Here is a 23,080-nt window from a genome sequence, read left to right as displayed (position 1 = left end):
TCATTGCAAAATTCTTAAAAATCAAATAATTGAGTTAGATTTATTCATAGCACTGAATGACAAAACAAAATCTTCACTCGCAACTAAAATAGTTCCGCTATCATCATTAACTTTATTTATTACCGTCATTCATTCATGAATGTCTGTTTACCCCTATTTCAACCGAATGCTCTGCGTTCGGTTTTTTTTTACCCTTCTTTACACAAAACTTACCAACCTGTGCTAACTCTCCTAAACTATAACGATTATTAACCCTCTCATCTCGCATTCATCACGTATAAATCCATTAAATAATTTCTTGTTATTTAATGCTAAATTCTTAGGTCTTGCATTTATATTTGTACCTCACTCTGTACGCTGTACACCTTTACAGCGCTATGGCAGCAGCGAAATGCGCGGTAAAAAATGCTGTACTACGGGCGTTGCGTTAGTATGGCAATTCATACATTACCCTTTATACTGCCCCATCATCTTTAGCGTCGTTTTAACAGGTCATAAACACGAATGAGTCAGTCAGACACAACGGTTTCTACCCGATTCTCCCTGTTGCCGGGAAGTATTACCCGTTTCTTCTTATTACTGATCGTTGTGCTGTTGGTGATGATGGGCGTGATGGTCCAGAGTGCGGTCAACACCTGGTTAAAAGATAAAAGCTATCAGATAGTTGATATCACTCATGCTATCCATAAAAGGGTCGATACCTGGCGGTACGTAACCTGGCAGATCTATGACAACATTGCCGCCACAACCACCTCCTCTACCGCCGACGGGCTACAAGAGACTCGCCTTAAACAAGATGTTTACTATCTTGAAAAACCCCGCAGAAAGACCGAAGCGCTTATTTTCGGTTCACACGACAGCTCGACGCTGGAGATGACCCAGCGCATTTCGACCTATCTGGATACGCTGTGGGGAGCGGAGAATATTCCGTGGTCAATGTATTATCTGAATGGTCAGGACAATAGCCTGATCCTTATTTCAACGCTGCCGCTAAAAGATCTCTCTTCCGGCTTTAAAGAGTCAACGATAGGTAATATCGTCGATTCACGCCGTGCTGAAATGCTGCAGCAGGCCAACGCGCTGGACGAACGTGAAAGCTTCTCCTCCCTGCGCCGCCTGGCCTGGCAAAACGGACATTACTTCACGCTACGTACTACATTTAATCAGCCGGGGCATCTGGCAACCGTCGTCGCTTTTGATTTGCCAATTAATGATCTTATCCCACCAGGAATGCCGCTGGACAGCTTCCATCTGGAACCGGATGCCACCTCAACGGCCGAACATCTTAATGAAAAAGAATCACCTGACAGCGTCAGTATCAGCTTTAACAACAGTAAAATTGAGATCTCCTCTGCGCTGAACTCAACGGATATGCGACTTGTCTGGCAGGTACCGTTTGGTTCATTGCTCCTTGAATCTTTGCAAAGCATCCTGCTACCGCTATTACTGAATATCGCCCTGCTTGCCCTGGCGCTGTTTGGCTATACCACCTTTCGCCACCTCCCTGCCCGCTCGACCGACGTGGCGCCAAACCTTGCCGCCAATAATGAATTACGCGTTCTGCGGGCCATTAATGAAGAGATTGTTTCCCTGCTGCCTCTGGGTTTACTGGTACATGACCAGGAGGCGAACCGTACGGTCATCAGTAATAAAATTGCCGACCACCTGCTGCCGCATTTAAATCTGCAAAACATTACCAGCATGGCGGAACAGCATCAGGGCATGATTCAAGCCACTATTAATAATGAACTGTATGAAATCAGGCTGTTCCGCAGTCAGATTTCACCGCGTACACAGATCTTTATCATTCGTGACCAGGACAGAGAAATTCTGGTTAATAAAAAGCTGAAACAAGCACAGCGTCTGTATGAGAAAAACCAACAGGCCCGCGCTGCCTTTATGCAGAATATAGGCAGTGCTCTGAAAGAACCCGCCAGAATACTTGCCGTCAACGCTGCCGCGCTAAATACGCCTGACAGTCAGAAGCTGGCAAATCAGGCTGATATTCTGGTTCGTATGGTGGATGAAATCCAGTTGGCTAATATTCTGGAGAGCGACACCTGGAAAAGCGACCCAACGCTGTTTTCCATTCAGACGTTAATTGATGAAGTGGTCCCTGAAGTTCTGCCGGTGATTAAACGTAAAGGGCTACAGTTGCTAATCAAAAATCACCTCAGCGCCAGTGACGAGCGCCGTGGCGACCGCGATGCTTTGCGCCGCATTCTGATGCTGCTGATTCAGTATGCGGTAACCACTACCCAAATTGGTAAAATTACCCTCGAGGTTGACCAGGACGAGTCGGAAGCAGAACGTCTGACCTTCCGTATTCTGGATACTGGTGAAGGGATCACGTTAAATGAAATTGATAATCTGCATTTCCCGTTCATTAATGAAACGCAGAGCGATCGCTACGGTAAAGCAAATCCACTAACATTTTGGCTGTGCGATCAATTAGCCCGTAAACTGGGCGGACACCTGAATATTAAAGCACGGGAAGAACTTGGAACACGCTATATAGTCCATGTTAAAATGCCACTGCATGACCAGCATGCTGACATTGAAGAACGCCTGTTGGATGACGTCTGCGTGATGGTTGATGTCACCTCTAATGACGTACGTAGCATTGTGTTACGTCAGTTAGAAAACTGGGGAGCAACCTGCATCACGCCCGATGAACGGTTAAATAGTCAAGAATATGATCTCTTTTTAACTGATAATCCGTCTAATCTTACTGCCTCGGGCTTGCTTTTAAGCGATGATGAGTCTGGCGTGAGGAAAATTGGCCCTGGTCAGTTGCGCGTCAACTTTAATATGAGCAATGCGATGCAGGAAGCTGTCCTGGCGCTAATTGAAGAACAACTGGCGCAGGAAGAGATCCAACAACTCCCTCTCGGCGGAGATGAAAACGCCGAACTTCATGCCAGCGGTTACTATGCGCTCTTTGTGGACACAGTACCGGATGATGTTAAGAGGTTGTATACTGAGGCAGCAACCAGTGATTTCGCTGCGTTAGCTCAAACCGCCCATCGCCTGAAAGGCGTGTTTGCCATGCTTAATTTGGTACCCGGCAAGCAGTTATGTGAAGCGCTGGAACATCTTATTCAAGAGAAGGATGCTCCAGGTATAGAAAAGTATATCAGCGACATTGACAATTACGTCAAGAGCTTGCTGTAGCAAGGTAGCCCAATACATGAACACTATGAACGTAATTATTGCCGATGACCATCCGATTGTGCTGTTCGGCATTCGTAAATCACTTGAGCAAATCGAGTGGGTGAATGTTGTCGGCGAATTTGAAGACTCCACTGCACTAATCAACAATTTGCCAAAATTAGATGCCCATGTGTTGATTACCGACCTCTCCATGCCTGGAGATAAATACGGTGACGGGATCACGTTAATTAAATACATCAAGCGTCATTTCCCGAGCCTGTCGATTATCGTTCTTACCATGAACAACAACCCGGCTATCCTGAGCGCAGTACTGGATCTCGATATTGAAGGGATCGTCCTTAAACAAGGTGCGCCAACTGACCTGCCGAAAGCGCTGGCTGCGCTGCAAAAGGGCAAGAAATTTACCCCGGAAAGCGTCTCTCGCCTGCTGGAGAAAATCAGTGCCAGCGGTTATGGTGACAAACGTTTGTCACCAAAAGAGAGCGAAGTCCTGCGCCTGTTTGCCGAAGGTTTCCTGGTCACTGAAATCGCTAAAAAACTCAACCGCAGCATTAAAACCATCAGTAGCCAGAAAAAGTCTGCGATGATGAAGCTCGGTGTGGAAAACGATATTGCATTGCTGAATTACCTGTCGTCCGTGACGTTGAGTCCGTCAGACAAAGACTAATTCACTTAGAGCCTGGCTCTAAGCTCAGAAATGCCTGATAGCGCGTTACGCTTATCAGGCATTTTTTATACCCGCGTTTTTCTGACCCGCTCTGCGTAGACCGCCAGCGTTTGCTTCAGCACATCTAACGTCACAGGCTTGGACAAACAGCTATCCATACCTGACTCCAGGCATCGCTGCTTCTCTTCTGCTAACGCATTAGCCGTCACACCGACAACCGGCAACGTTAAGCCCAACTGGCGAATGCGCTGCGTCAGACGATAACCGTCCATATTCGGCATATTGACGTCACTCAGCACAATGTCGATATGGTTTTTGCTCAATACATTTAGCGCATCCACACCGTCATTAGCAGTTTTACACTGATATCCCAGCGATCCCAGTTGATCGGCCAACAAACGGCGGTTTATCGGATGATCGTCGACCACCAGAATCATCATGTCATCGTTCGTGCTACCGATCTTATCCGGGGCTGGTAGCGCGCTGGAAAGTTCTTCATTGCCCAGTTCAACGCTGTAAATATGCGCCAATAGCACAGGCAACTCGTGCGGTGATGCCACACTGTGCACCCACTCACCCGGCGCTCTTTCCAGCGGAATACCAATATGGAGACGGCAGAAAATAACCGCTGCTCGCCCCTTCCAGGCCTGTTCCTGCGCATCATCAGCAATCAGTACATCATCCGCCTCAGGCTGCTGACCTTCATAGCGCAGTACTGTCATCCCCGCACTCGCCAGGCTGGTTTCGATAAAGTGATACAGCGAGGCGTTACGCACCGCCAGCCAGCAACGCGTACCCGCAAGGCCTTCAGCCCCTTTTTTCAGCGGGTATTGCGCACCATAAAGTGGAATACGCAACGTAAACTGGCTGCCCATTCCCGGTTCAGAATCAACGGAGATATCTCCGTCCATCATGCTGATCAGTTTTTCACAAATTGCCAGCCCCAGCCCGGTTCCCTGGAAATTGCGCTGCACCCCTGTCCCCACCTGGAAGAAAGGATCAAACAGGCGCACGACCTCTTTGGCCGGAATGCCCACACCGGTATCACGCACGCGAATACTGAGGTAGTCCCCGCTGCACTGCACATGCAGCACAATACAGCCGGTATCGGTGAATTTAATCGCATTGCTCAACAGGTTAGAAATCACCTGCTGCAGGCGCATCGGATCACCATTTAACGCCACCGGCACATCCGGTTCGATAAAACAGTACAACCCAAGTTGCTTGCGAACCACCAGCGGCAGGTAGTTGGCAGTAATATGGTTCATCACTTCTCGCGGTGAAAACTCACGCGGCTCAATCTTCAGCTGTTCAGATTCGATTTTCGAGAAGTCGAGAATATCGCTAATAATTTTCAGCAACAGACTGGAGGAGTTATTCATCGCCGTCACCAGGCGATCCACCCCATCAGGAAGTTCCTTCGTTTGCAGCAGGTCGAGATTACCGATAATGCCATACAGCGGGGTACGCAGCTCATGGCTCACCGTCGCCAGGAACATCGATTTAGACTGGCTTGCCTGTTCCGCCGCCTGAGCCATCTCCTGCAACGACTCTTCCATTTTGACGCGAGCGCTGACATCCACCAGTACACAAATCGCTACGTTTTCATTGCGATAACGTGAGTGCACAAAGCTGATTTGCAGATTGGTATTATTGCTGGTTAGCACATCAACAAAATTAACCTGCTGGCCGCAGATAATTTGCGTTAGCCGTTGCCGGTCCTCATGCGTCAGCATGTTCAGGTAGGTATGAGCCAGCTCATTGCTCAGGATGTTAATGCCGTCTATGGTGCGCAGAATACAAATGCCGACCGGCGCGGAAGCAACAATTTTACGGTTAAACTGCTCATGTTCTTCCAGTCGCTGCGCGTCACTTTCCGCAGGAATGAAGATACGTCGCTCATACATACGCATGAGCATAAATAGTGCCGCACCCACCAGCACATTCAGCAGAATCGCGTTCAGGATCAGCATGCGGATCCGCTCCAGTACCATATCAACCGGAACGGAATAGACAATGCTGAGTGATGATGGCGGCAGATTTTTCTTCAACACCAGCTCACGAAAACCCGGCGTATAACCAAACCAGGAGCGTTCCTGCATCCAGCGTGGTTCGGCTTTGACATTGCCTTCTGGACCGGTCAGCGAAATCAGCGCATGACCATTTTCATCGAGAATTGTCACACCCATCGGCAAGTTGCCTGGTGTGAAGAAATTCTCCATACGAATCGGCTGCTCCACACCCAACATCGCCTGCAGGCGATTCGCCAGATAAACTGGTGTAAGCGCATAAAAATACCCTACACCGGGACGCGGTCCCTGGCTTATCCAGAACAGGTTATTGCCGTTTTCTTCCTGTGGCGCGTTACGGTATTTGATGATGCGCTCATGTAGCGCTTTCAGAGCGACGTCACGTTCGACAGGCATATCACGCAGGCCGAAATTGGCCATGCAGAGGTTATCACTGCCGATCAGGAACACACGATTCAAATCGTAAGCGGCAGAAAAATTGTCTCGCCAGTAGCGCATAAACCACGCCAGCGATTCCAGCGATCCCCGCCAGGTATTCCCCATTACCGTACAGTCGGAATCGGCAAACAACGGCTCAAAATTAGGCACGACGGTTTTATCGTCCCGTGCCCGTTGGGACATCACACCGTTTTCCGCCGTTAAGCGATTTTCAGCAATATATTTCAGCTCTTTTATCACGTCAGAAGTGCGCTGAATGTAGCGTTGGGCCTGATCGGAGCTGAGGTTAAACTCCTGACGAATCTCAGACTCTCTCTGATGCAACGCATTCACAATGTAGAACACTGAAGCAAAAGCAATCAGAAGCCAAACCAGTAGCGCCAGCGCCCTGAACAGATAGCGTGAAACTTTTAGGGTTGCATGAACGGAAGCAAGGTATTTCAAAAGGGCGAAGCTCCGCCTCAGGGAATCAATAAAGTGTGGTTAAGGTAGCGGGAAATGCCCCGCATCGCAATGCCATCTCTTTGCGGGAGTATGATAGACCGCTGAGAAACCGTTGCCTCAACCCGTGATAATCGTGTTTGACCAAACACACTACATGGATGTCATGATGCGCAATCTGAAAGGGCTCATATGCCGCTTATATCCGCGACGTTTACGCAATCAGATGATCATGATGGCCATTCTGATGGTTATTGTACCAACAATATCTATTGGTTATATCGTAGAAACCGAAGGCCGTTCAGCAGTCTTATCTGAAAAAGAGAAAAAATTATCATCGGTAGTAACCCTGCTGAACGATGAGTTGGGCGATCGCTTTAGCCACTTCGATAATCTGCCGCGTGAAGCGCGTATTCGTGCGCTTAATGAAGAGCTGAGCTCCATTACAGAACGGATCACACAGGCGTTTCCCGGCGTGGGTGCAGGGTATTACCACAAAGCGCTGGATGCGATTATCACCTATGCACCCTCTGCGCTTTATCAAAGCAATGTTGGTATCACCATCGCGCCAGACCATCCAGGACATGAGGTGATGGACAACAACACCCCTGTAGTCTATTCAGGACGACAAGTTCGCGGTGACATTCTCAACTCAATGATCCCAATAGAACGGCATGGCGAAGTCATTGGTTATATCTGGGCTAACGAACTGACGGAAGATATCCGCCAGCAGGCCTGGCGAATGGACGTCAGGATCATTGCCGTTCTGGCAGGCGGATTAGTCAGCAGCCTGCTACTTATCGTTCTCTTTTCACGCCGATTCGGCGCCAATATCGACATCATCACTGACGGGCTCTCGACGCTGGCGCAAAAAACACCAGCTCGTCTTCCCAACCTGCCCGGCGAGTTGGGACAAATTAGCCGCAGCGTCAATGCGCTGGCACAAACATTACGCGAAACCAAAACGCTTAACGATCTGATTATTGAGAACGCCGCAGATGGCGTCATTGCAATCGACAGACAGGGTGACGTCACCACCATGAACCCGGCGGCGGAGCAGATAACAGGCTATAAGCTACATGAGCTGGTTGGGCAATCCTATGCAAAGCTGTTTGCTAACACAGGGTTCTACAGCCCGGTGCTGGATACCCTGGAGTACGGTACCGAGCATGTCGCGCTGGAGGTCAGCTTTCCTGGGCGTGAACGAACTATTGAGATAAGCGTCACCACCAGCCGAATCCATAACGCTCATGGCGAGTTGATCGGCGCACTGGTGATCTTCTCAGATTTAACAGCCCGCAAAGAGACACAACGCCGGCTGGCACAAACAGAAAGGCTCGCCACACTCGGTGAACTAATGGCCGGGGTGGCCCATGAGGTACGTAATCCTCTGACGGCAATACGCGGGTATGTCCAGATCATCCGCCAGCAAACTTCTCAGCCGGAGCATCAGGAGTATTTATCCGTTGTGCTAAATGAAATTGATTCAATTAATAAAGTTATCCAGCAACTGTTGGACTTCTCACGCCCGCGGCAAAGCCAGTGGCAACAGGTTCGACTCAATGCGCTGATTGAAGAGACGCTGATCCTCGTGCAAACCTCCGGTATTCAGGCCCGTATCAGCTTTACAACAGAATTAGATGCCAGCCTGACAGCGATCGTCGCCGATCGAGAACTGCTCAAACAGGTGATCCTGAATATTTTAATCAATGCAGTACAGGCGATAGGCGCACGAGGTGAAATTCGGATCCGTACCTGGCAATACACCGCTTCGCAGCAGGCAGTAATGATTGAGGATAATGGCAGTGGGATTGATATCGCCTTACAGAAGAAAATATTCGATCCATTCTTTACCACAAAAGCGTCAGGCACAGGTCTGGGACTGGCACTGAGCCAGCGCATAATCAATGCTCATCAAGGGGACATCCATGTAGTCAGCATGCCTGGCTGCGGCGCAACTTTCACTCTTATTTTACCGATCAATCCTCAGGGAACCTCGTCAGAATGAAAACCACATACCGTATTCTCATCGTTGATGACGAAGAAAATGTCCGCCGTATGCTTACCACGGCCTTTTCGCTGCAAGGACATGAGACACACTGTGCCAGCGACGGCAAAGCAGCGCTTAGCCTGTTTGCTGACACACAGCCCGATGTGGTGCTGATGGACATTCGTATGCCAGAAATGGATGGAATCGACGCACTGAAAATCATGCGAACCCAGCAGCCACGGATCCCCGTCATTCTGATGACGGCCTACGCCGAAGTAGAAACGGCAGTAGAGGCATTACGTAGTGGCGCATTTGACTACGTGATTAAGCCGTTTGACCTGGACGAACTTAACCTGGTGATTCAACGCGCATTGCAGTTACAGGCGATGAAGCAGGAGATCCGCAGTCTTCATCAGGCCCTCAGCACCAGCTGGCAGTGGGGGCATATCCTGACGACCAGCCCGCTGATGATGGATATTTGCAAAGATACGGCAAAAATCGCGCTCTCACAGGCAAATGTACTGGTTAGCGGCGAAAGCGGCACGGGGAAAGAACTGATAGCCCGCGCAATCCATTACAACAGCCGACGTTCCAGCGGTCCGTTTATAAAAATAAACTGTGCCGCATTACCAGAATCATTGCTGGAGAGCGAGCTGTTTGGTCATGAAAAAGGCGCATTTACCGGCGCGCAGACATTACGGCAAGGATTGTTCGAACGCGCTCATCAGGGGACGCTGTTGCTTGATGAAATTGGTGAGATGCCGCTGGTTCTACAGGCGAAACTACTACGAATTTTGCAGGAACGAGAATTCGAACGCATCGGTGGGCATCAAACCATTCGCGTTGATATTCGTATTATTGCCGCCACCAATCGCTGCCTGTACACAATGGTAAAAGAAGGAACCTTCCGCGAAGACTTGTTTTATCGGCTAAACGTGATTCATCTGGCCCTGCCCCCATTACGTGAACGCCGTGAAGACATCGCTCTGTTAGCTAACCATTTTTTACAAAAATTCAGTTCGGAAAATCAGCGAGATATCATTGAAATTGATCCGACAGCCATGTCAATCCTCACGGCCTGGCCATGGCCGGGAAATATTCGCGAACTGTCCAACGTGATCGAACGCGCGGTGGTCATGAATACCGGTGCGGTAATTTTTGCTGAAGACCTGCCCGCCCAGTTCCGCTCTCCCGTAAGCGCAATAACGGAAGTAAAACCCGCCCAGACCGGAGAGCGGAACCTGAAAGAAGAGATTAAACGCGAAGAAAAACGGATCATTGTTGAAGTCCTCGAACAGCAGGACGGAAACCGAACCCGCACCGCGCTAATGTTGGGGATCAGCCGACGCGCCCTGATGTATAAATTACAAGAATATGGTATCGACCCGTCAGGTTCCTGAGACAAAATTTGCTATGCAGAATTTTGCACACTGCGCAAAACTCTGCATAGTTCATTGACTTCCCGCTCACATCCCGCTTAAAAATAATCAATATAACTCAATGAGTTAGAAATTTTCACATCTGTATTATCATTCTGGCACCCTGCTTGCAATTCCCTGAGCGTACCCAAAATGGAGTATGTCAAAGGGAAACATAATGAAAACAAAACTGATTACCTTACAAGACGCCGCAGGCTTCTTTCGTGACGGCATGACCATCATGGTCGGTGGCTTTATGGGTGTTGGCACACCGCCTCGCCTTGTCGAAGCCTTACTTGAATCTGGCGTCAGGGATCTGACGCTAATTGCCAACGATACCGCATTTGTCGATACCGGGATCGGACCATTGATCGTCAATGGTCGGGTAAGCAAAGTGATTGCTTCACACATTGGCACCAATCCTGAAACCGGACGCCGCATGATTGCAGGCGAGATGGACGTCCAACTGGTTCCGCAGGGCACTCTCATTGAGCAAATCCGTTGCGGCGGCGCGGGTCTCGGCGGTTTTCTGACGCCAACCGGCGTTGGTACCGTAATTGAAGACGGCAAGCAAACCATGACGCTTGATGGCAGAACCTGGCTGCTCGAACGCCCGTTACGTGCAGACCTGGCGCTTATTCGCGCTCACCGCTCAGACATGCTGGGCAATCTTACCTACCAACTCAGCGCCCGCAATTTCAACCCACTGATTGCCCTCGCCGCCGACATCACGCTGGTTGAGCCAGATGAAATGGTCGAAACAGGTGAGCTTCTTCCTGACCAGATAGTCACCCCTGGCGCCGTTATCGACCATATCGTTATTCCACAGGAGAGCTAATCATGGATGCTAAACAACGTATTGCGCGCCGCGTGGCGCAAGAGCTTCGCGATGGCGATGTTGTAAATTTAGGCATTGGCCTGCCGACGATGGTCGCCAACTACCTGCCAGATGATATTCATATAACGCTACAGTCTGAAAACGGTTTTCTGGGACTTGGTCCGGTAACGACCGCGCATCCTGATCTGGTTAACGCGGGTGGGCAACCGTGTGGAATTTTGCCGGGTGCTGCCATGTTTGACAGCGCCATGTCATTTGCGCTTATTCGCGGTGGCCACGTCGATGCCTGTGTACTCGGTGGGTTACAGGTCGATGAACAGGCTAACCTCGCCAACTGGGTCGTCCCCGGCAAAATGGTACCAGGCATGGGCGGCGCGATGGATCTGGTGACGGGTGCTCGTAAAGTGATTATCGCCATGGAACATTGTGCGAAAGATGGCTCGGCGAAAATCCTCCGTCACTGCACGATGCCGCTCACGGCTCAGCATGCAGTGCACATGCTGGTGACCGAGCTTGCTGTCTTCCGTTTCCTTGATGGCAAAATGTGGCTCACGGAAATTGTCGAAGGCTGCGATATCGCTACTCTGCGTGAGAAAACTGAAGCGCAGTTCGACGTCGTCAGCGATCTGGTCATCCAGCGAGGTGACGAATGATTGGCCGTATATCTCGCTTTATGACGCGCGTGGTCAGCCGCTGGCTTCCTGACCCACTGATTTTTGCAATGTTGCTCACGCTGCTGACCTTTGGGATCGCGCTATGGCTGACGCCGCAAACGCCAGTCAGCATGGTGAAATTCTGGGGGGATGGGTTCTGGAACCTGCTGGCGTTTGGTATGCAGATGGCGCTGATCATCGTAACCGGTCATGCGTTAGCGAGTTCAGGGCCGGTTAAAAGCCTGCTGCGCACGGCGGCCTCAGCAGCAAAAACCCCCGCTCAGGGTGTGATGCTGGTGACTTTTTTTGGTTCGGTTGCCTGTGTGATCAACTGGGGTTTCGGTCTGGTCGTTGGGGCGATGTTTGCCCGTGAAGTCGCCCGACGGGTCCCTGGTTCCGATTATCCGCTGCTGATTGCCTGCGCCTACATCGGTTTTCTCACCTGGGGCGGCGGTTTCTCCGGCTCAATGCCGTTGCTGGCAGCAACGCCGGGAAACCCGGTTGAGCATGTCGCGGGGTTGATCCCCGTCGGCGATACCCTGTTTACCGGTTTTAATATCTTCATCACGCTGGCGCTGATTGTAGTGATGCCGTTCATCACGCGCATGATGACGCCGAAGCCGTCTGATGTCGTCAGTATCGACCCTAAGTTACTGCTTGAAGAGGCGGATTTTCAGAAGAAATTACCCGCGGATGCCCCGCCGTCAGAAAAACTGGAAGAGAGCCGTATTCTGGCCCTGATCATCGGTGCATTAGGAATTGCTTATCTGGCCATCTATTTCGCCGAGAAAGGCTTCAACATCACCATTAACACCGTCAATCTGATGTTTATGATTGCTGGTCTGCTGCTGCACAAAACGCCAATGGCCTATATGCGCGCCGTCAGCGCCGCAGCACGCAGTACCGCCGGGATCCTGGTGCAATTCCCCTTCTACGCCGGTATTCAGTTGATGATGGAGCACTCAGGTCTCGGCGGACTGATTACCGAGTTCTTCATCAACGTCGCCAATAAAGACACTTTCCCGCTGATGACCTTTTTTAGCTCTGCGCTAATTAACTTTGCCGTGCCATCAGGCGGCGGACACTGGGTTATTCAGGGGCCATTCGTTATGCCAGCTGCGCAGGCACTTGGCGCTGACCTCGGCAAGTCAGTCATGGCTATCGCCTATGGCGAGCAGTGGATGAACATGGCGCAACCGTTCTGGGCGCTGCCTGCACTGGCTATCGCCGGGCTGGGTGTGCGCGACATCATGGGGTACTGCATCACCGCCCTGCTCTTTTCCGGGGTCATTTTTGTTATCGGTCTGACCTTGTTCTGACGGCAACCACTCACTTTAAAGGAACAGAAGATGAAAAATTGTGTCATCGTCAGCGCGGCACGTACCGCTATTGGCAGCTTCAACGGCGCCCTGGCGACCACCAGCGCCATCGAACTTGGGGCTACCGTAATTAAATCCGCACTTGAGCGCGCCCACCTTGACCCGCAGCAGGTTGATGAGGTCATCATGGGTAACGTGTTGCAGGCAGGTCTCGGACAAAACCCGGCACGCCAGGCATTGTTAAGAAGTGGTCTCTCCGACACCATTTGCGGTTTTACCGTCAACAAAGTGTGCGGCTCAGGTCTCAAAAGCGTCGCACTTGCCGCGCAGGCAATTCAGGCCGGGCAGGCACAGGCAATTGTCGCCGGAGGTATGGAAAACATGAGCCAGGCCCCCTACCTGTTAGACGCCAAAGCCCGCTGGGGATATCGCCTCGGAGATGGACAGCTATCCGATGTCATCCTGCGTGACGGTCTGATTTGCGCCACCCACGGTTACCATATGGGGATCACGGCTGAAAATGTTGCCCGTGAATACGATATCAGCCGGGAGATGCAGGATGAACTGGCGCTGATTTCGCAGCATAAAGCAGTGGCTGCGATAAATTCCGGCGCGTTTCAGGCGGAAATAGTGCCCGTCAGCGTGACATCCCGAAAAAAAACCATTGTCTTTGAGCGTGATGAATTTCCAAAAGCTGACTCTACGGCTGAAGGTCTTGCCGCGCTGCGTCCGGCCTTCGACAAAGCAGGCACCGTCACTGCAGGTAATGCTTCGGGGATCAACGATGGTGCTGCAGCCCTGGTAATAATGGAGGAATCTGCGGCGGTGGCTGCGGGACTGAAACCTTTGGCACGTATTAAAGCGTACGCCAGCGGCGGCGTCGCACCAGCGATGATGGGAATGGGGCCGGTACCGGCGACGCAAAAAGCGCTGCAACTGAGCGGGCTGCAACTGTCCGATATCGATCTTATCGAAGCCAACGAGGCGTTTGCCGCGCAGTTCCTGGCAGTGGGTAAAACGCTGGGCTTTGATACGCAAAAAGTTAACGTCAACGGCGGGGCTATCGCGCTTGGTCATCCTATCGGTGCCAGCGGAGCACGTATTCTGGTCACGCTGCTTCATGCCCTACAGGCGCGGGATAAAACGCTCGGACTGGCAACGCTGTGTATCGGCGGCGGTCAGGGAATTGCCATGATCGTGGAAAGGATGAACTAAAAAAAAGGGCCGGATTTCTCCGGCCCTTCTCATAACAGCTTAATTACTCTTCTGCGTCATCCGCAGCATCGTCATCGCTTTCCGCTTCAGGCGCGATATCATCGTCCCCTTCTGCGGCGCTACCGTCGATAGAATCAAGCTCTTCATCATCAACCGGTTCAGCAACACGTTGCAGACCCACGACATTTTCATCTTCCGCAGTACGGATGAGGATAACGCCCTGGGTGTTACGCCCTACCACGCTGATTTCCGACACGCGAGTACGCACCAGCGTACCGGCATCGGTAATCATCATGATCTGGTCGCTATCTTCAACCTGCACCGCGCCAACAACAGAACCGTTTCGCTCGGTGACTTTAATTGAGATAACGCCCTGCGTCGCACGAGACTTGGTCGGATACTCTTCTGCTGCGGTACGTTTACCGTAGCCGTTCTGCGTTACAGTCAGGATGGCACCTTCACCGCGCGGAACAATCAGAGAAACGACTTTGTCTTCTCCTGCCAGTTTGATACCGCGTACGCCGGTCGCAGTACGACCCATCGCACGGACGGCGTCTTCTTTAAAGCGCACCACTTTACCGGCGGCAGAGAACAGCATAACTTCATCGTTACCTGCTGTCAGATCCACGCCAATCAGCTCGTCGCCTTCGTTAAGGTTAACCGCAATGATACCGGCAGAACGCGGACGGCTGAACTCGGTCAGCGCCGTTTTCTTCACGGTGCCGCTGGCGGTTGCCATAAAGACGTTCACGCCCTCTTCGTACTCGCGTACTGGCAGAATAGCGGTAATACGTTCGTTAGCTTCCAGCGGCAGCAGGTTGACGATTGGACGTCCACGCGCGCCACGGCTCGCTTCCGGCAGCTGGTACACCTTCATCCAGTACAGACGGCCACGGCTGGAGAAGCAGAGGATCGTGTCATGGGTGTTGGCCACCAGCAGGCGGTCGATAAAGTCTTCTTCTTTAATACGTGCTGCTGACTTACCTTTCCCGCCACGACGCTGTGCTTCGTAGTCAGTTAACGGCTGATATTTAACGTAGCCCTGATGAGACAAGGTCACGACAACATCTTCCTGGCTAATCAGATCTTCGATATTGATGTCAGCGCTGTTGGCAGTGATTTCAGTACGACGCTCGTCGCCGAACTGTTCACGGATCAGCTCCATCTCTTCACGGATAACTTCCATCAGACGATCGGCGCTGCCCAGAATGTGCAGCAGTTCAGCGATCTGCTCCAGCAGCTCTTTGTATTCGTCGAGCAGTTTCTCATGCTCAAGGCCAGTCAGTTTCTGCAAACGCAGATCCAGAATCGCCTGGGCCTGCTGTTCTGTCAGATAGTACTGACCGTCACGCACGCCGAACTCAGGTTCCAGCCATTCAGGACGCGCGGCGTCGTCACCAGCACGTTCCAGCATGGCGGATACGTTACCCAGTTCCCAGGAACGGGCAACCAGCGCAGCTTTCGCTTCAGCCGGGGTTGGCGCACGGCGGATCAGTTCGATGATCGGGTCGATGTTTGCCAGCGCAATCGCCAGCGCTTCAAGGATGTGTGCACGATCGCGAGCTTTACGCAGTTCAAAAATAGTACGGCGTGTAACCACTTCACGACGGTGACGCACGAAGGCTGCGATAATGTCTTTCAGGTTCATGATCTTCGGCTGGCCATGGTGCAGTGCAACCATGTTGATACCGAAGGAAACCTGCAGTTGGGTCTGAGAGTAGAGGTTGTTCAGAACCACTTCCCCGACCGCGTCGCGTTTTACTTCAATCACGATGCGCATACCGTCTTTGTCAGACTCGTCACGCAGCGCGCTGATGCCTTCAACGCGTTTGTCTTTCACCAGCTCAGCGATTTTCTCGATCAGGCGTGCTTTGTTCACCTGATACGGAATTTCATGCACGATGATGGTTTCACGACCGGTTTTCGCGTCAGCTTCGACTTCCGCACGCGCACGAATGTACACTTTGCCGCGACCGGTACGGTAGGCTTCTTCGATACCACGACGACCGTTGATGATCGCGGCGGTCGGGAAGTCCGGGCCAGGAATGTGTTCCATCAGCCCTTCAATGCTGATGTCTTCATCGTCAATGTATGCCAGACAGCCGTTGATCACTTCCGTCAGGTTGTGCGGCGGAATGTTGGTCGCCATACCTACCGCGATACCGGACGAGCCGTTCACCAGCAGGTTAGGAATTTTGGTCGGCATCACGTCAGGAATACGTTCGGTACCGTCGTAGTTATCGACGAAATCAACCGTTTCTTTTTCCAGGTCAGCCATCAGCTCGTGGGCGATTTTCGACATACGGATTTCCGTATAACGCATCGCTGCTGCGGAGTCGCCATCGACAGAACCAAAGTTACCCTGACCATCCACCAGCATATAACGCAAGGAGAATGGCTGCGCCATACGAACAATGGTGTCGTAAACGGCGGTATCACCATGAGGGTGGTATTTACCGATTACGTCACCAACGACACGGGCAGATTTTTTATAGGCTTTATTCCAGTCGTTGCCCAATACGTTCATGGCGTAAAGTACGCGACGGTGTACCGGCTTCAGGCCATCTCGGACGTCCGGCAGCGCACGGCCAACAATGACCGACATCGCATAATCCAGATACGAGCTCTTCAGCTCTTCCTCAATGTTGACCGGTGTAATTTCTCTCGCAAGGTCGCTCATCTAACCGCTATCCCTCTACTGTATCCCGGATTCAAAGGTCGCAAATTATAACACACCCGTGCAGATTCAGGTAAATGGATTCCCCCAGAGAGAGGCTTTATTCATCCCGTCAGGCTGATATACTCGTTTGTATTGCTAATTCAGGAGTAGAAGCCCCAATGAATGCCGAAAAACCCCCGGTAACTCACAACGTTGACCATGAAGAAATTGCCAAATTTGAAGCAGTCGCGTCGCGCTGGTGGGATCTTGAGGGCGAATTTAAGCCTCTGCATCGCATTAACCCACTGCGCCTGGGCTACATTACCGAGCGCTCAGGTGGACTGTTTGGTAAAAAAGTTCTCGACGTCGGTTGCGGCGGCGGCATTCTGGCGGAGAGTATGGCGCGCGAAGGTGCTACGGTCACCGGTCTGGATATGGGCTTTGAACCGTTACAGGTAGCCAGACTTCACGCGCTGGAAAGCGGTATTCAGGTTGAATATATGCAAGAAACCGTAGAAGAGCACGCCGCAAAACATGCGCATCAATATGACGTTGTAACCTGCATGGAAATGCTGGAACACGTTCCGGATCCACAGTCAGTGGTCAGATCCTGCGCCAGGCTGGTAAAACCGGGTGGCGAAGTCTTTTTCTCCACGCTTAACCGCAATGGCAAATCCTGGCTGATGGCGGTGGTCGGGGCGGAATATATTCTGCGTATGGTGCCAAAAGGCACACATGACGTGAAAAAATTTATTAAGCCTGCTGAGTTGTTAGATTGGGTTGACCAGACTGTACTGAAGGAACGTCATATGACGGGTCTGCATTACAACCCGATCACTAACACCTTCAAACTGGGCCCAGGCGTCGACGTTAACTATATGGTACATACCACCGCACAAGCCGAGTAACACGCTCCATTACAAAGGCCGGATAAAGGGTTCTCCCCGCCATCCGGCATTTAGTTTGTTTGACCACGCTTTACTGCCATACCTACCAATCATTAGTAGCATCGCTAACGCAATTTTTGCGCCAAATCATAAGAACCTTCTGCACCTTCGACGAAGAAATCAGCACTCGATCAAATTTTCTATTTTTTTTCTCAATTATTGACATCCTCGCCAGGCCTTATAAGACGCGCACTTAGCGATTCTCACCCTTTTGCAACCTCAATTTAACCTCAAAATCAACTCTTGTGCTGAAAAGAATCCCTACTAGAATACTCACCATATAGCGTCTATTTTATCAAACAACCCCTATATATAGTATTTATCCACAGACTTAGTCACAACATGGCTCTGTGGATAATATGGGGGATATTTTTTCTTTCACGGACAGGTAAAAAACCACATGAATCAGAGTCTGCTGGTGACAAAGCGTGATGGTAGTACAGAGCGCATCAATCTCGACAAAATCCACCGAGTTCTGGATTGGGCGGCAGAAGGACTGAATAACGTATCGATTTCTCAGGTCGAGCTGCGCTCCCACATTCAGTTTTATGACGGTATCAAAACCTCCGATATCCATGAAACTATCATCAAAGCTGCCGCAGACCTGATCTCCCGCGATGCGCCGGATTATCAGTATCTGGCTGCCCGCCTGGCAATTTTCCACCTGCGTAAAAAAGCCTATGGTGAATTTGAACCGCCAAAACTGTTCGACCATGTAGTGAAAATGGTTGAAATGGGCAAATACGACAATCATCTGCTGGAAGACTACACGGAAGAAGAGTTCAAGCAGATGGACTCGTTCATCGTACACGACCGCGATATGACCTTCTCCTATGCTGCTGTTAAGCAGTTAGAAGGCAAATACCTGGTGCAAAACCGTGTTACCGGTGAGATTTATGAAAGTGCGCAGTTCCTCTACATTCTGGTAGCAGCCTGCCTGTTCTCTAACTATCCACGTGAAACCCGCCTGGAATACGTTAAACGTTTCTACGATGCCGTTTCTACGTTCAAAATTTCGCTGCCGACGCCAATCATGTCTGGTGTGCGTACTCCGACCCGTCAGTTCAGCTCCTGCGTACTGATCGAGTGTGGTGACAGCCTGGACTCTATCAACGCCACTTCCAGCGCGATTGTGAAATACGTTTCCCAGCGTGCAGGGATCGGTATCAACGCCGGCCGCATTCGTGCGCTGGGTAGCCCGATCCGCGGCGGTGAAGCGTTCCACACCGGCTGTATCCCGTTCTACAAGCACTTCCAGACCGCAGTCAAATCCTGCTCTCAGGGTGGCGTACGCGGCGGTGCTGCTACGCTGTTCTATCCAATGTGGCATCTGGAAGTTGAAAGTCTGCTGGTGCTGAAAAATAACCGTGGCGTTGAAGGTAACCGCGTTCGTCACATGGACTACGGTGTGCAAATCAACAAGCTGATGTACACCCGTCTGCTGAAAGGCAGCGACATCACCCTGTTTAGCCCATCCGATGTCCCGGGTCTGTACGATGCGTTCTTCGCCGATCAGGATGAGTTCGAGCGTCTGTACACCCAATATGAAAACGATGACAGCATCCGTAAACAACGCGTAAAAGCGGTCGAACTGTTCTCACTGATGATGCAGGAACGCGCTTCTACTGGCCGTATCTACATTCAGAACGTTGACCATTGCAACACCCACAGCCCGTTTGACCCGGCCATCGCACCGGTGCGCCAGTCCAACCTGTGCCTGGAAATCGCCCTGCCAACCAAACCGCTGACCGACGTTAACGACGAAAACGGTGAGATTGCGCTGTGTACGCTGTCAGCATTTAACCTCGGCGCAATTGAGAGTCTGGACGAACTGGAAGAGCTGGCTGTACTGGCTGTTCGCGCACTGGATGCACTGCTGGATTACCAGGATTATCCAATTCCGGCGGCAAAACGTGGCGCAATGGGCCGTCGTACGCTGGGTATTGGTGTGATCAACTATGCCTACTGGCTGGCAAAAAATGGCAAGCGTTACTCTGACGGCAGCGCAAATAACCTGACTCACAAAACCTTTGAAGCCATTCAGTATTATCTGCTGAAAGCCTCTAACGAACTGGCAAAAGAGCAAGGCGCGTGCCCGTGGTTTAATGAAACCACCTATGCCAAAGGTATTCTGCCGATCGATACCTACAAAAAAGATCTGGATGCGATCGTCAGCGAAGCACTGCATTACGACTGGGAACAACTTCGTGAATCGATCAAGACTCACGGCCTGCGTAACTCCACGTTGTCTGCCCTGATGCCGTCCGAAACCTCTTCGCAGATCTCCAACGCCACCAACGGCATTGAACCCCCACGCGGCCACGTGAGTATTAAAGCCTCTAAGGATGGGATCCTGCGCCAGGTTGTGCCGGACTATGAGCACCTGAAAAATGCCTATGAATTGCTGTGGGAAATGCCGAACAACGACGGCTACCTGCAACTGGTCGGCATTATGCAGAAGTTTATTGACCAGTCTATTTCAGCGAATACTAACTACGATCCGTCACGCTTCCCGTCCGGAAAAGTGCCGATGCAGCAGTTACTGAAAGATCTGCTCACCGCCTACAAATTTGGTGTGAAAACGCTGTACTATCAGAACACCCGTGACGGTGCAGAAGATGCGCAGGATGATCTGGTGCCGTCCATTCAGGACGATGGCTGCGAAAGCGGCGCATGTAAGATCTGATGAATGATGCCGGGTGGCGCTACGCTTACCCGGCCTACGATTGCACGGTTTGTAGGCCGGACGCGGTGCCTGCACCGCCATCCGGCGCTCATACCACAAAGGATTCACATCAATGGCATACACCACATTTTCACAGACGAAAAATGACCAGCTACTGGAACCGATGTTCTTCGGCCAGCCGGTGAACGTTGCACGCTACGATCAGCAAAAATATGACATCTTCGAAAAATTGATCGAAAAGCAACTCTCTTTCTTCTGGCGCCCGGAAGAGGTCGATGTCTCTCGCGATCGCATCGACTACCAGGCACTGCCAGAACATGAAAAACACATTTTTATCAGCAACCTGAAGTATCAGACGCTGCTGGACTCCATTCAGGGACGTAGCCCAAACGTGGCGCTGTTGCCGCTGATCTCTATCCCTGAGCTGGAAACCTGGGTTGAAACGTGGGCGTTTTCTGAAACAATCCACTCACGCTCCTACACCCATATCATCCGTAACATCGTTAACGATCCGGCGATAGTGTTTGACGATATTGTCACCAACGAACAGATCCAGAAACGTGCGGAAGGGATTTCCAGCTACTACGACGAATTAATCGAGATGACCAGCTACTGGCATCTGCTGGGCGAAGGTACGCACACGGTAAATGGCAAAACGATTGTCGTGAACCTGCGTGAGCTGAAGAAAAAACTGTACCTGTGCCTGATGAGTGTTAACGCACTGGAAGCGATCCGTTTCTACGTCAGCTTCGCCTGCTCTTTCGCCTTTGCCGAACGTGAATTGATGGAAGGCAATGCCAAAATCATTCGCCTGATCGCCCGCGATGAAGCGCTGCACCTGACAGGTACGCAGCATATGCTGAATCTGTTACGCAGCGGCGTGGACGACCCGGAAATGGCAGAGATTGCCGAAGAGTGCAAACAGGAGTGCTACGACCTGTTTGTACATGCTGCACTGCAGGAAAAAGAGTGGGCAGACTATCTGTTCCGCGACGGTTCGATGATCGGTCTGAACAAAGATATTCTGTGTCAGTACGTCGAGTACATCACCAATATTCGTATGCAAGCGGTGGGACTTGATCTGCCGTTCCAGACACGCTCTAACCCGATCCCGTGGATCAACACCTGGCTGGTGTCTGATAACGTTCAGGTTGCGCCACAGGAAGTGGAAGTGAGCTCATATCTGGTCGGCCAAATCGACTCCGAAGTGAACACCGACGATCTGAGTGATTTCCAGCTCTGATGGGCCGCATTACCCTGCGCATTTCTGGCACACAGTTGTTGTGCCAGGATGAACATCCTTCCCTGCTCGCTGTGCTCGAATCGCACAATGTTGAGGTCGAATATCAGTGTCGTGAGGGCTATTGTGGTTCCTGCCGTACGCGTCTGGTAGCAGGACAGGTGGACTGGATTGCAGAGCCTTTAGCCTTTATTCAGCCAGGTGAGATCTTGCCCTGCTGTTGTCGGGCAAAAGGGGATATTGAGATAGAAATGTAGTTTTGTCGGGTGACGGCGAAGCCGCCACCCGGCACATTTAGCGCTTCTCCTTCAAAAAGCTCACCGCTTTATCCGGGAAATCAGTAAACAGCCCGTCAACACCCGCCTTGTTATACAGAATGTCATACAGCTGATTCACGTCAGTCGCGTAATCCGGCAGTTGATCGGCACGAACGGTATAAGGATGCACAACCATCTTGTTCTGATGAGCGTCCTGAACCATTGCGGTTAATGAGATATTGCCTTTCTTAGATTTCTCATCAACCAGCATGTGGTAATCCGGCCCAATGCCGTCCGCATACTCTGCCACCTGCTTCATCGCACCCGGTTTAAACATCCAGTCGTAGTTGTAATTAACCCAACTACCGTCTGGTTTTTTCTCCTGGGTTTCATTCCAGTCAGTGTACGCAATCAACTGCACCAGATTGAGATCCATCCCCATCTTCGGTTCCAGTTCATTTTTAATGCGTTTTAGCTCTGCGACGTCAAAACACTGCAGATAGACATTGTCTTCCTTGCCGGTATACCCATACTTTTTCAGTACCTCCAGCGTCTTAGCCGCAATATCCTTCCCTTCCTGGTGATGGAACCACGGTGCTTTCATTTCCGGGTAAATACCGATGTTCTTACCGGTGGAATGATTTAATCCCTGAACGAACTCAATCTCTTCTTCGAAAGTGTGCACGCGGAAATCAGATTTACCCATCGGGAAACGCCCTGGATATGTCTGCACCTTTTTGCCGTTTTCGATATCGAAGCCTTCAGTAAATTTCAGCGATTTGATCTCATCCAACGTAAAGTCGATAGCGTAGTAACGTCCATCTTTACGGGCACGATCCGGAAAGCGTTCGGCAACATCGGTTACACGGTCAAGATAGTGGTCATGCAGGACGACCAGATGGTCGTCCTTAGTCATCACCAAATCCTGCTCCAGATAATCCGCACCCTGCGCATAGGCCATCGCTTTTGCGGGCAGCGTATGCTCCGGTAAATAGCCGCTTGCTCCACGGTGTGCAATCACAATCTTGTCTGCAGCGATGGCCGCACTGCTGACCACCATACCGGTCAACATCAGCGCTACGCTGAGACTTTTCAATGTCGTTTTCAT

15 protein-coding genes are annotated in these 23,080 nt (G+C 51.1%); 12 read left to right on the top strand and 3 right to left on the bottom strand.

The features are described 5' to 3' along the window. The first annotated feature begins 504 nt into the window (after positions 1-504). Positions 505-3,174, top strand: a complete 2,670-nt coding sequence (gene rcsD, locus OGY01_RS03130) for a phosphotransferase RcsD (RefSeq protein ID WP_045445415.1) — start codon at positions 505-507, stop codon at positions 3,172-3,174. A gap of 16 nt (positions 3,175-3,190) precedes the next feature. Next, entirely contained in the window at positions 3,191-3,841 is a 651-nt protein-coding gene (rcsB, locus tag OGY01_RS03125; RefSeq protein WP_045445418.1) for a response regulator transcription factor RcsB, read from the top strand. 65 nt (positions 3,842-3,906) lie between these two features. Here the strand turns inward: rcsB and rcsC are convergent, their stop codons facing one another. Next, on the bottom strand, positions 3,907-6,753 hold the full coding sequence (rcsC, locus tag OGY01_RS03120; protein ID WP_286492388.1) for a two-component system sensor histidine kinase RcsC: 2,847 nt from the start codon (positions 6,751-6,753) through the stop codon (positions 3,907-3,909). Positions 6,754-6,919: 166 nt separating this feature from the next. On the opposite strand from rcsC, the gene atoS reads away from it, so the two are divergent. The 6 genes from atoS (at position 6,920) to OGY01_RS03090 (ending at position 14,183) form a co-directional block, all read left to right on the top strand. Then, on the top strand, positions 6,920-8,758 hold the full coding sequence (gene atoS, locus OGY01_RS03115) for a two-component system sensor histidine kinase AtoS (RefSeq protein ID WP_045445424.1): 1,839 nt from the start codon (positions 6,920-6,922) through the stop codon (positions 8,756-8,758). Beyond that, entirely contained in the window at positions 8,755-10,140 is a 1,386-nt protein-coding gene (gene atoC / locus OGY01_RS03110) for an acetoacetate metabolism transcriptional regulator AtoC (RefSeq protein ID WP_045445434.1), read from the top strand. Before atoS ends, atoC begins: the two co-directional genes overlap by 4 nt. Positions 10,141-10,336: 196 nt before the next feature. Then, entirely contained in the window at positions 10,337-10,996 is a 660-nt protein-coding gene (gene atoD, locus OGY01_RS03105; RefSeq protein WP_286492386.1) for an acetate CoA-transferase subunit alpha, read from the top strand. A gap of 2 nt (positions 10,997-10,998) precedes the next feature. Then, a complete protein-coding gene (locus tag OGY01_RS03100; RefSeq protein ID WP_045445441.1) occupies positions 10,999-11,649 on the top strand; it encodes a 3-oxoacid CoA-transferase subunit B in 651 nt (216 codons plus the stop codon). Next, complete coding sequence (locus OGY01_RS03095; protein WP_286492384.1) at positions 11,646-12,968, top strand: TIGR00366 family protein; 1,323 nt, start codon at positions 11,646-11,648, stop codon at positions 12,966-12,968. The genes OGY01_RS03100 and OGY01_RS03095 overlap by 4 nt, the downstream gene beginning before the upstream one ends. Before the next feature lie 30 nt (positions 12,969-12,998). Next, positions 12,999-14,183, top strand: coding sequence for an acetyl-CoA C-acetyltransferase (locus tag OGY01_RS03090; protein ID WP_286492382.1), 1,185 nt, complete (start codon positions 12,999-13,001; stop codon positions 14,181-14,183). A 43-nt stretch (positions 14,184-14,226) separates the two neighbouring features. Here OGY01_RS03090 and gyrA read toward each other — a convergent pair whose 3' ends face one another. After that, positions 14,227-16,863, bottom strand: coding sequence for a DNA topoisomerase (ATP-hydrolyzing) subunit A (gene gyrA, locus OGY01_RS03085; protein ID WP_045445460.1), 2,637 nt, complete (start codon positions 16,861-16,863; stop codon positions 14,227-14,229). A gap of 158 nt (positions 16,864-17,021) precedes the next feature. Between gyrA and ubiG the strand changes: the two genes are divergently transcribed. The 4 genes from ubiG to yfaE all read left to right on the top strand — a co-directional run bounded on the left by ubiG (position 17,022) and on the right by yfaE (position 21,972). Then, complete coding sequence (ubiG, locus tag OGY01_RS03080) at positions 17,022-17,750, top strand: bifunctional 2-polyprenyl-6-hydroxyphenol methylase/3-demethylubiquinol 3-O-methyltransferase UbiG (protein WP_286492379.1); 729 nt, start codon at positions 17,022-17,024, stop codon at positions 17,748-17,750. A 439-nt stretch (positions 17,751-18,189) separates the two neighbouring features. Then, positions 18,190-20,475, top strand: a complete 2,286-nt coding sequence (nrdA, locus tag OGY01_RS03075; protein ID WP_225761204.1) for a class 1a ribonucleoside-diphosphate reductase subunit alpha — start codon at positions 18,190-18,192, stop codon at positions 20,473-20,475. Between the two features lie 112 nt (positions 20,476-20,587). Then, positions 20,588-21,718, top strand: coding sequence for a class Ia ribonucleoside-diphosphate reductase subunit beta (gene nrdB / locus OGY01_RS03070; protein WP_045445468.1), 1,131 nt, complete (start codon positions 20,588-20,590; stop codon positions 21,716-21,718). Next, positions 21,718-21,972: a ferredoxin-like diferric-tyrosyl radical cofactor maintenance protein YfaE gene (gene yfaE / locus OGY01_RS03065; protein WP_045445471.1), complete on the top strand. Its 255-nt coding sequence runs from the start codon at positions 21,718-21,720 to the stop codon at positions 21,970-21,972. The genes nrdB and yfaE overlap by 1 nt, the downstream gene beginning before the upstream one ends. Before the next feature lie 37 nt (positions 21,973-22,009). Here yfaE and glpQ read toward each other — a convergent pair whose 3' ends face one another. After that, the gene (gene glpQ, locus OGY01_RS03060; protein WP_286492376.1) at positions 22,010-23,080 is read right to left on the bottom strand and encodes a glycerophosphodiester phosphodiesterase; all 1,071 of its coding nucleotides are present in this window, start codon (positions 23,078-23,080) and stop codon (positions 22,010-22,012) included.

Origin of the sequence: Citrobacter sp. Cm038, from assembly GCF_030333105.1 — a bacterium.
GTDB lineage: Bacteria > Pseudomonadota > Gammaproteobacteria > Enterobacterales > Enterobacteriaceae > Citrobacter > Citrobacter murliniae.
Note: the sequence above shows the minus strand (reverse complement) of the source record. Positions and strands in the feature narration are given on the sequence as shown.

Coding starts and splice junctions, on each gene's coding strand:
- gyrA (WP_045445460.1), bottom strand. CDS start 16,863: ATGAGCGACCTTGCGAGAGAAATTACACCGGTCAACATTGAGGAAGAG.
- ubiG (WP_286492379.1), top strand. CDS start 17,022: ATGAATGCCGAAAAACCCCCGGTAACTCACAACGTTGACCATGAAGAA.
- atoD (WP_286492386.1), top strand. CDS start 10,337: ATGAAAACAAAACTGATTACCTTACAAGACGCCGCAGGCTTCTTTCGT.
- atoC (WP_045445434.1), top strand. CDS start 8,755: ATGAAAACCACATACCGTATTCTCATCGTTGATGACGAAGAAAATGTC.
- rcsD (WP_045445415.1), top strand. CDS start 505: ATGAGTCAGTCAGACACAACGGTTTCTACCCGATTCTCCCTGTTGCCG.
- nrdA (WP_225761204.1), top strand. CDS start 18,190: ATGAATCAGAGTCTGCTGGTGACAAAGCGTGATGGTAGTACAGAGCGC.
- yfaE (WP_045445471.1), top strand. CDS start 21,718: ATGGGCCGCATTACCCTGCGCATTTCTGGCACACAGTTGTTGTGCCAG.
- OGY01_RS03100 (WP_045445441.1), top strand. CDS start 10,999: ATGGATGCTAAACAACGTATTGCGCGCCGCGTGGCGCAAGAGCTTCGC.
- atoS (WP_045445424.1), top strand. CDS start 6,920: ATGCGCAATCTGAAAGGGCTCATATGCCGCTTATATCCGCGACGTTTA.
- OGY01_RS03090 (WP_286492382.1), top strand. CDS start 12,999: ATGAAAAATTGTGTCATCGTCAGCGCGGCACGTACCGCTATTGGCAGC.
- glpQ (WP_286492376.1), bottom strand. CDS start 23,080: ATGAAAACGACATTGAAAAGTCTCAGCGTAGCGCTGATGTTGACCGGT.
- rcsB (WP_045445418.1), top strand. CDS start 3,191: ATGAACACTATGAACGTAATTATTGCCGATGACCATCCGATTGTGCTG.
- nrdB (WP_045445468.1), top strand. CDS start 20,588: ATGGCATACACCACATTTTCACAGACGAAAAATGACCAGCTACTGGAA.
- OGY01_RS03095 (WP_286492384.1), top strand. CDS start 11,646: ATGATTGGCCGTATATCTCGCTTTATGACGCGCGTGGTCAGCCGCTGG.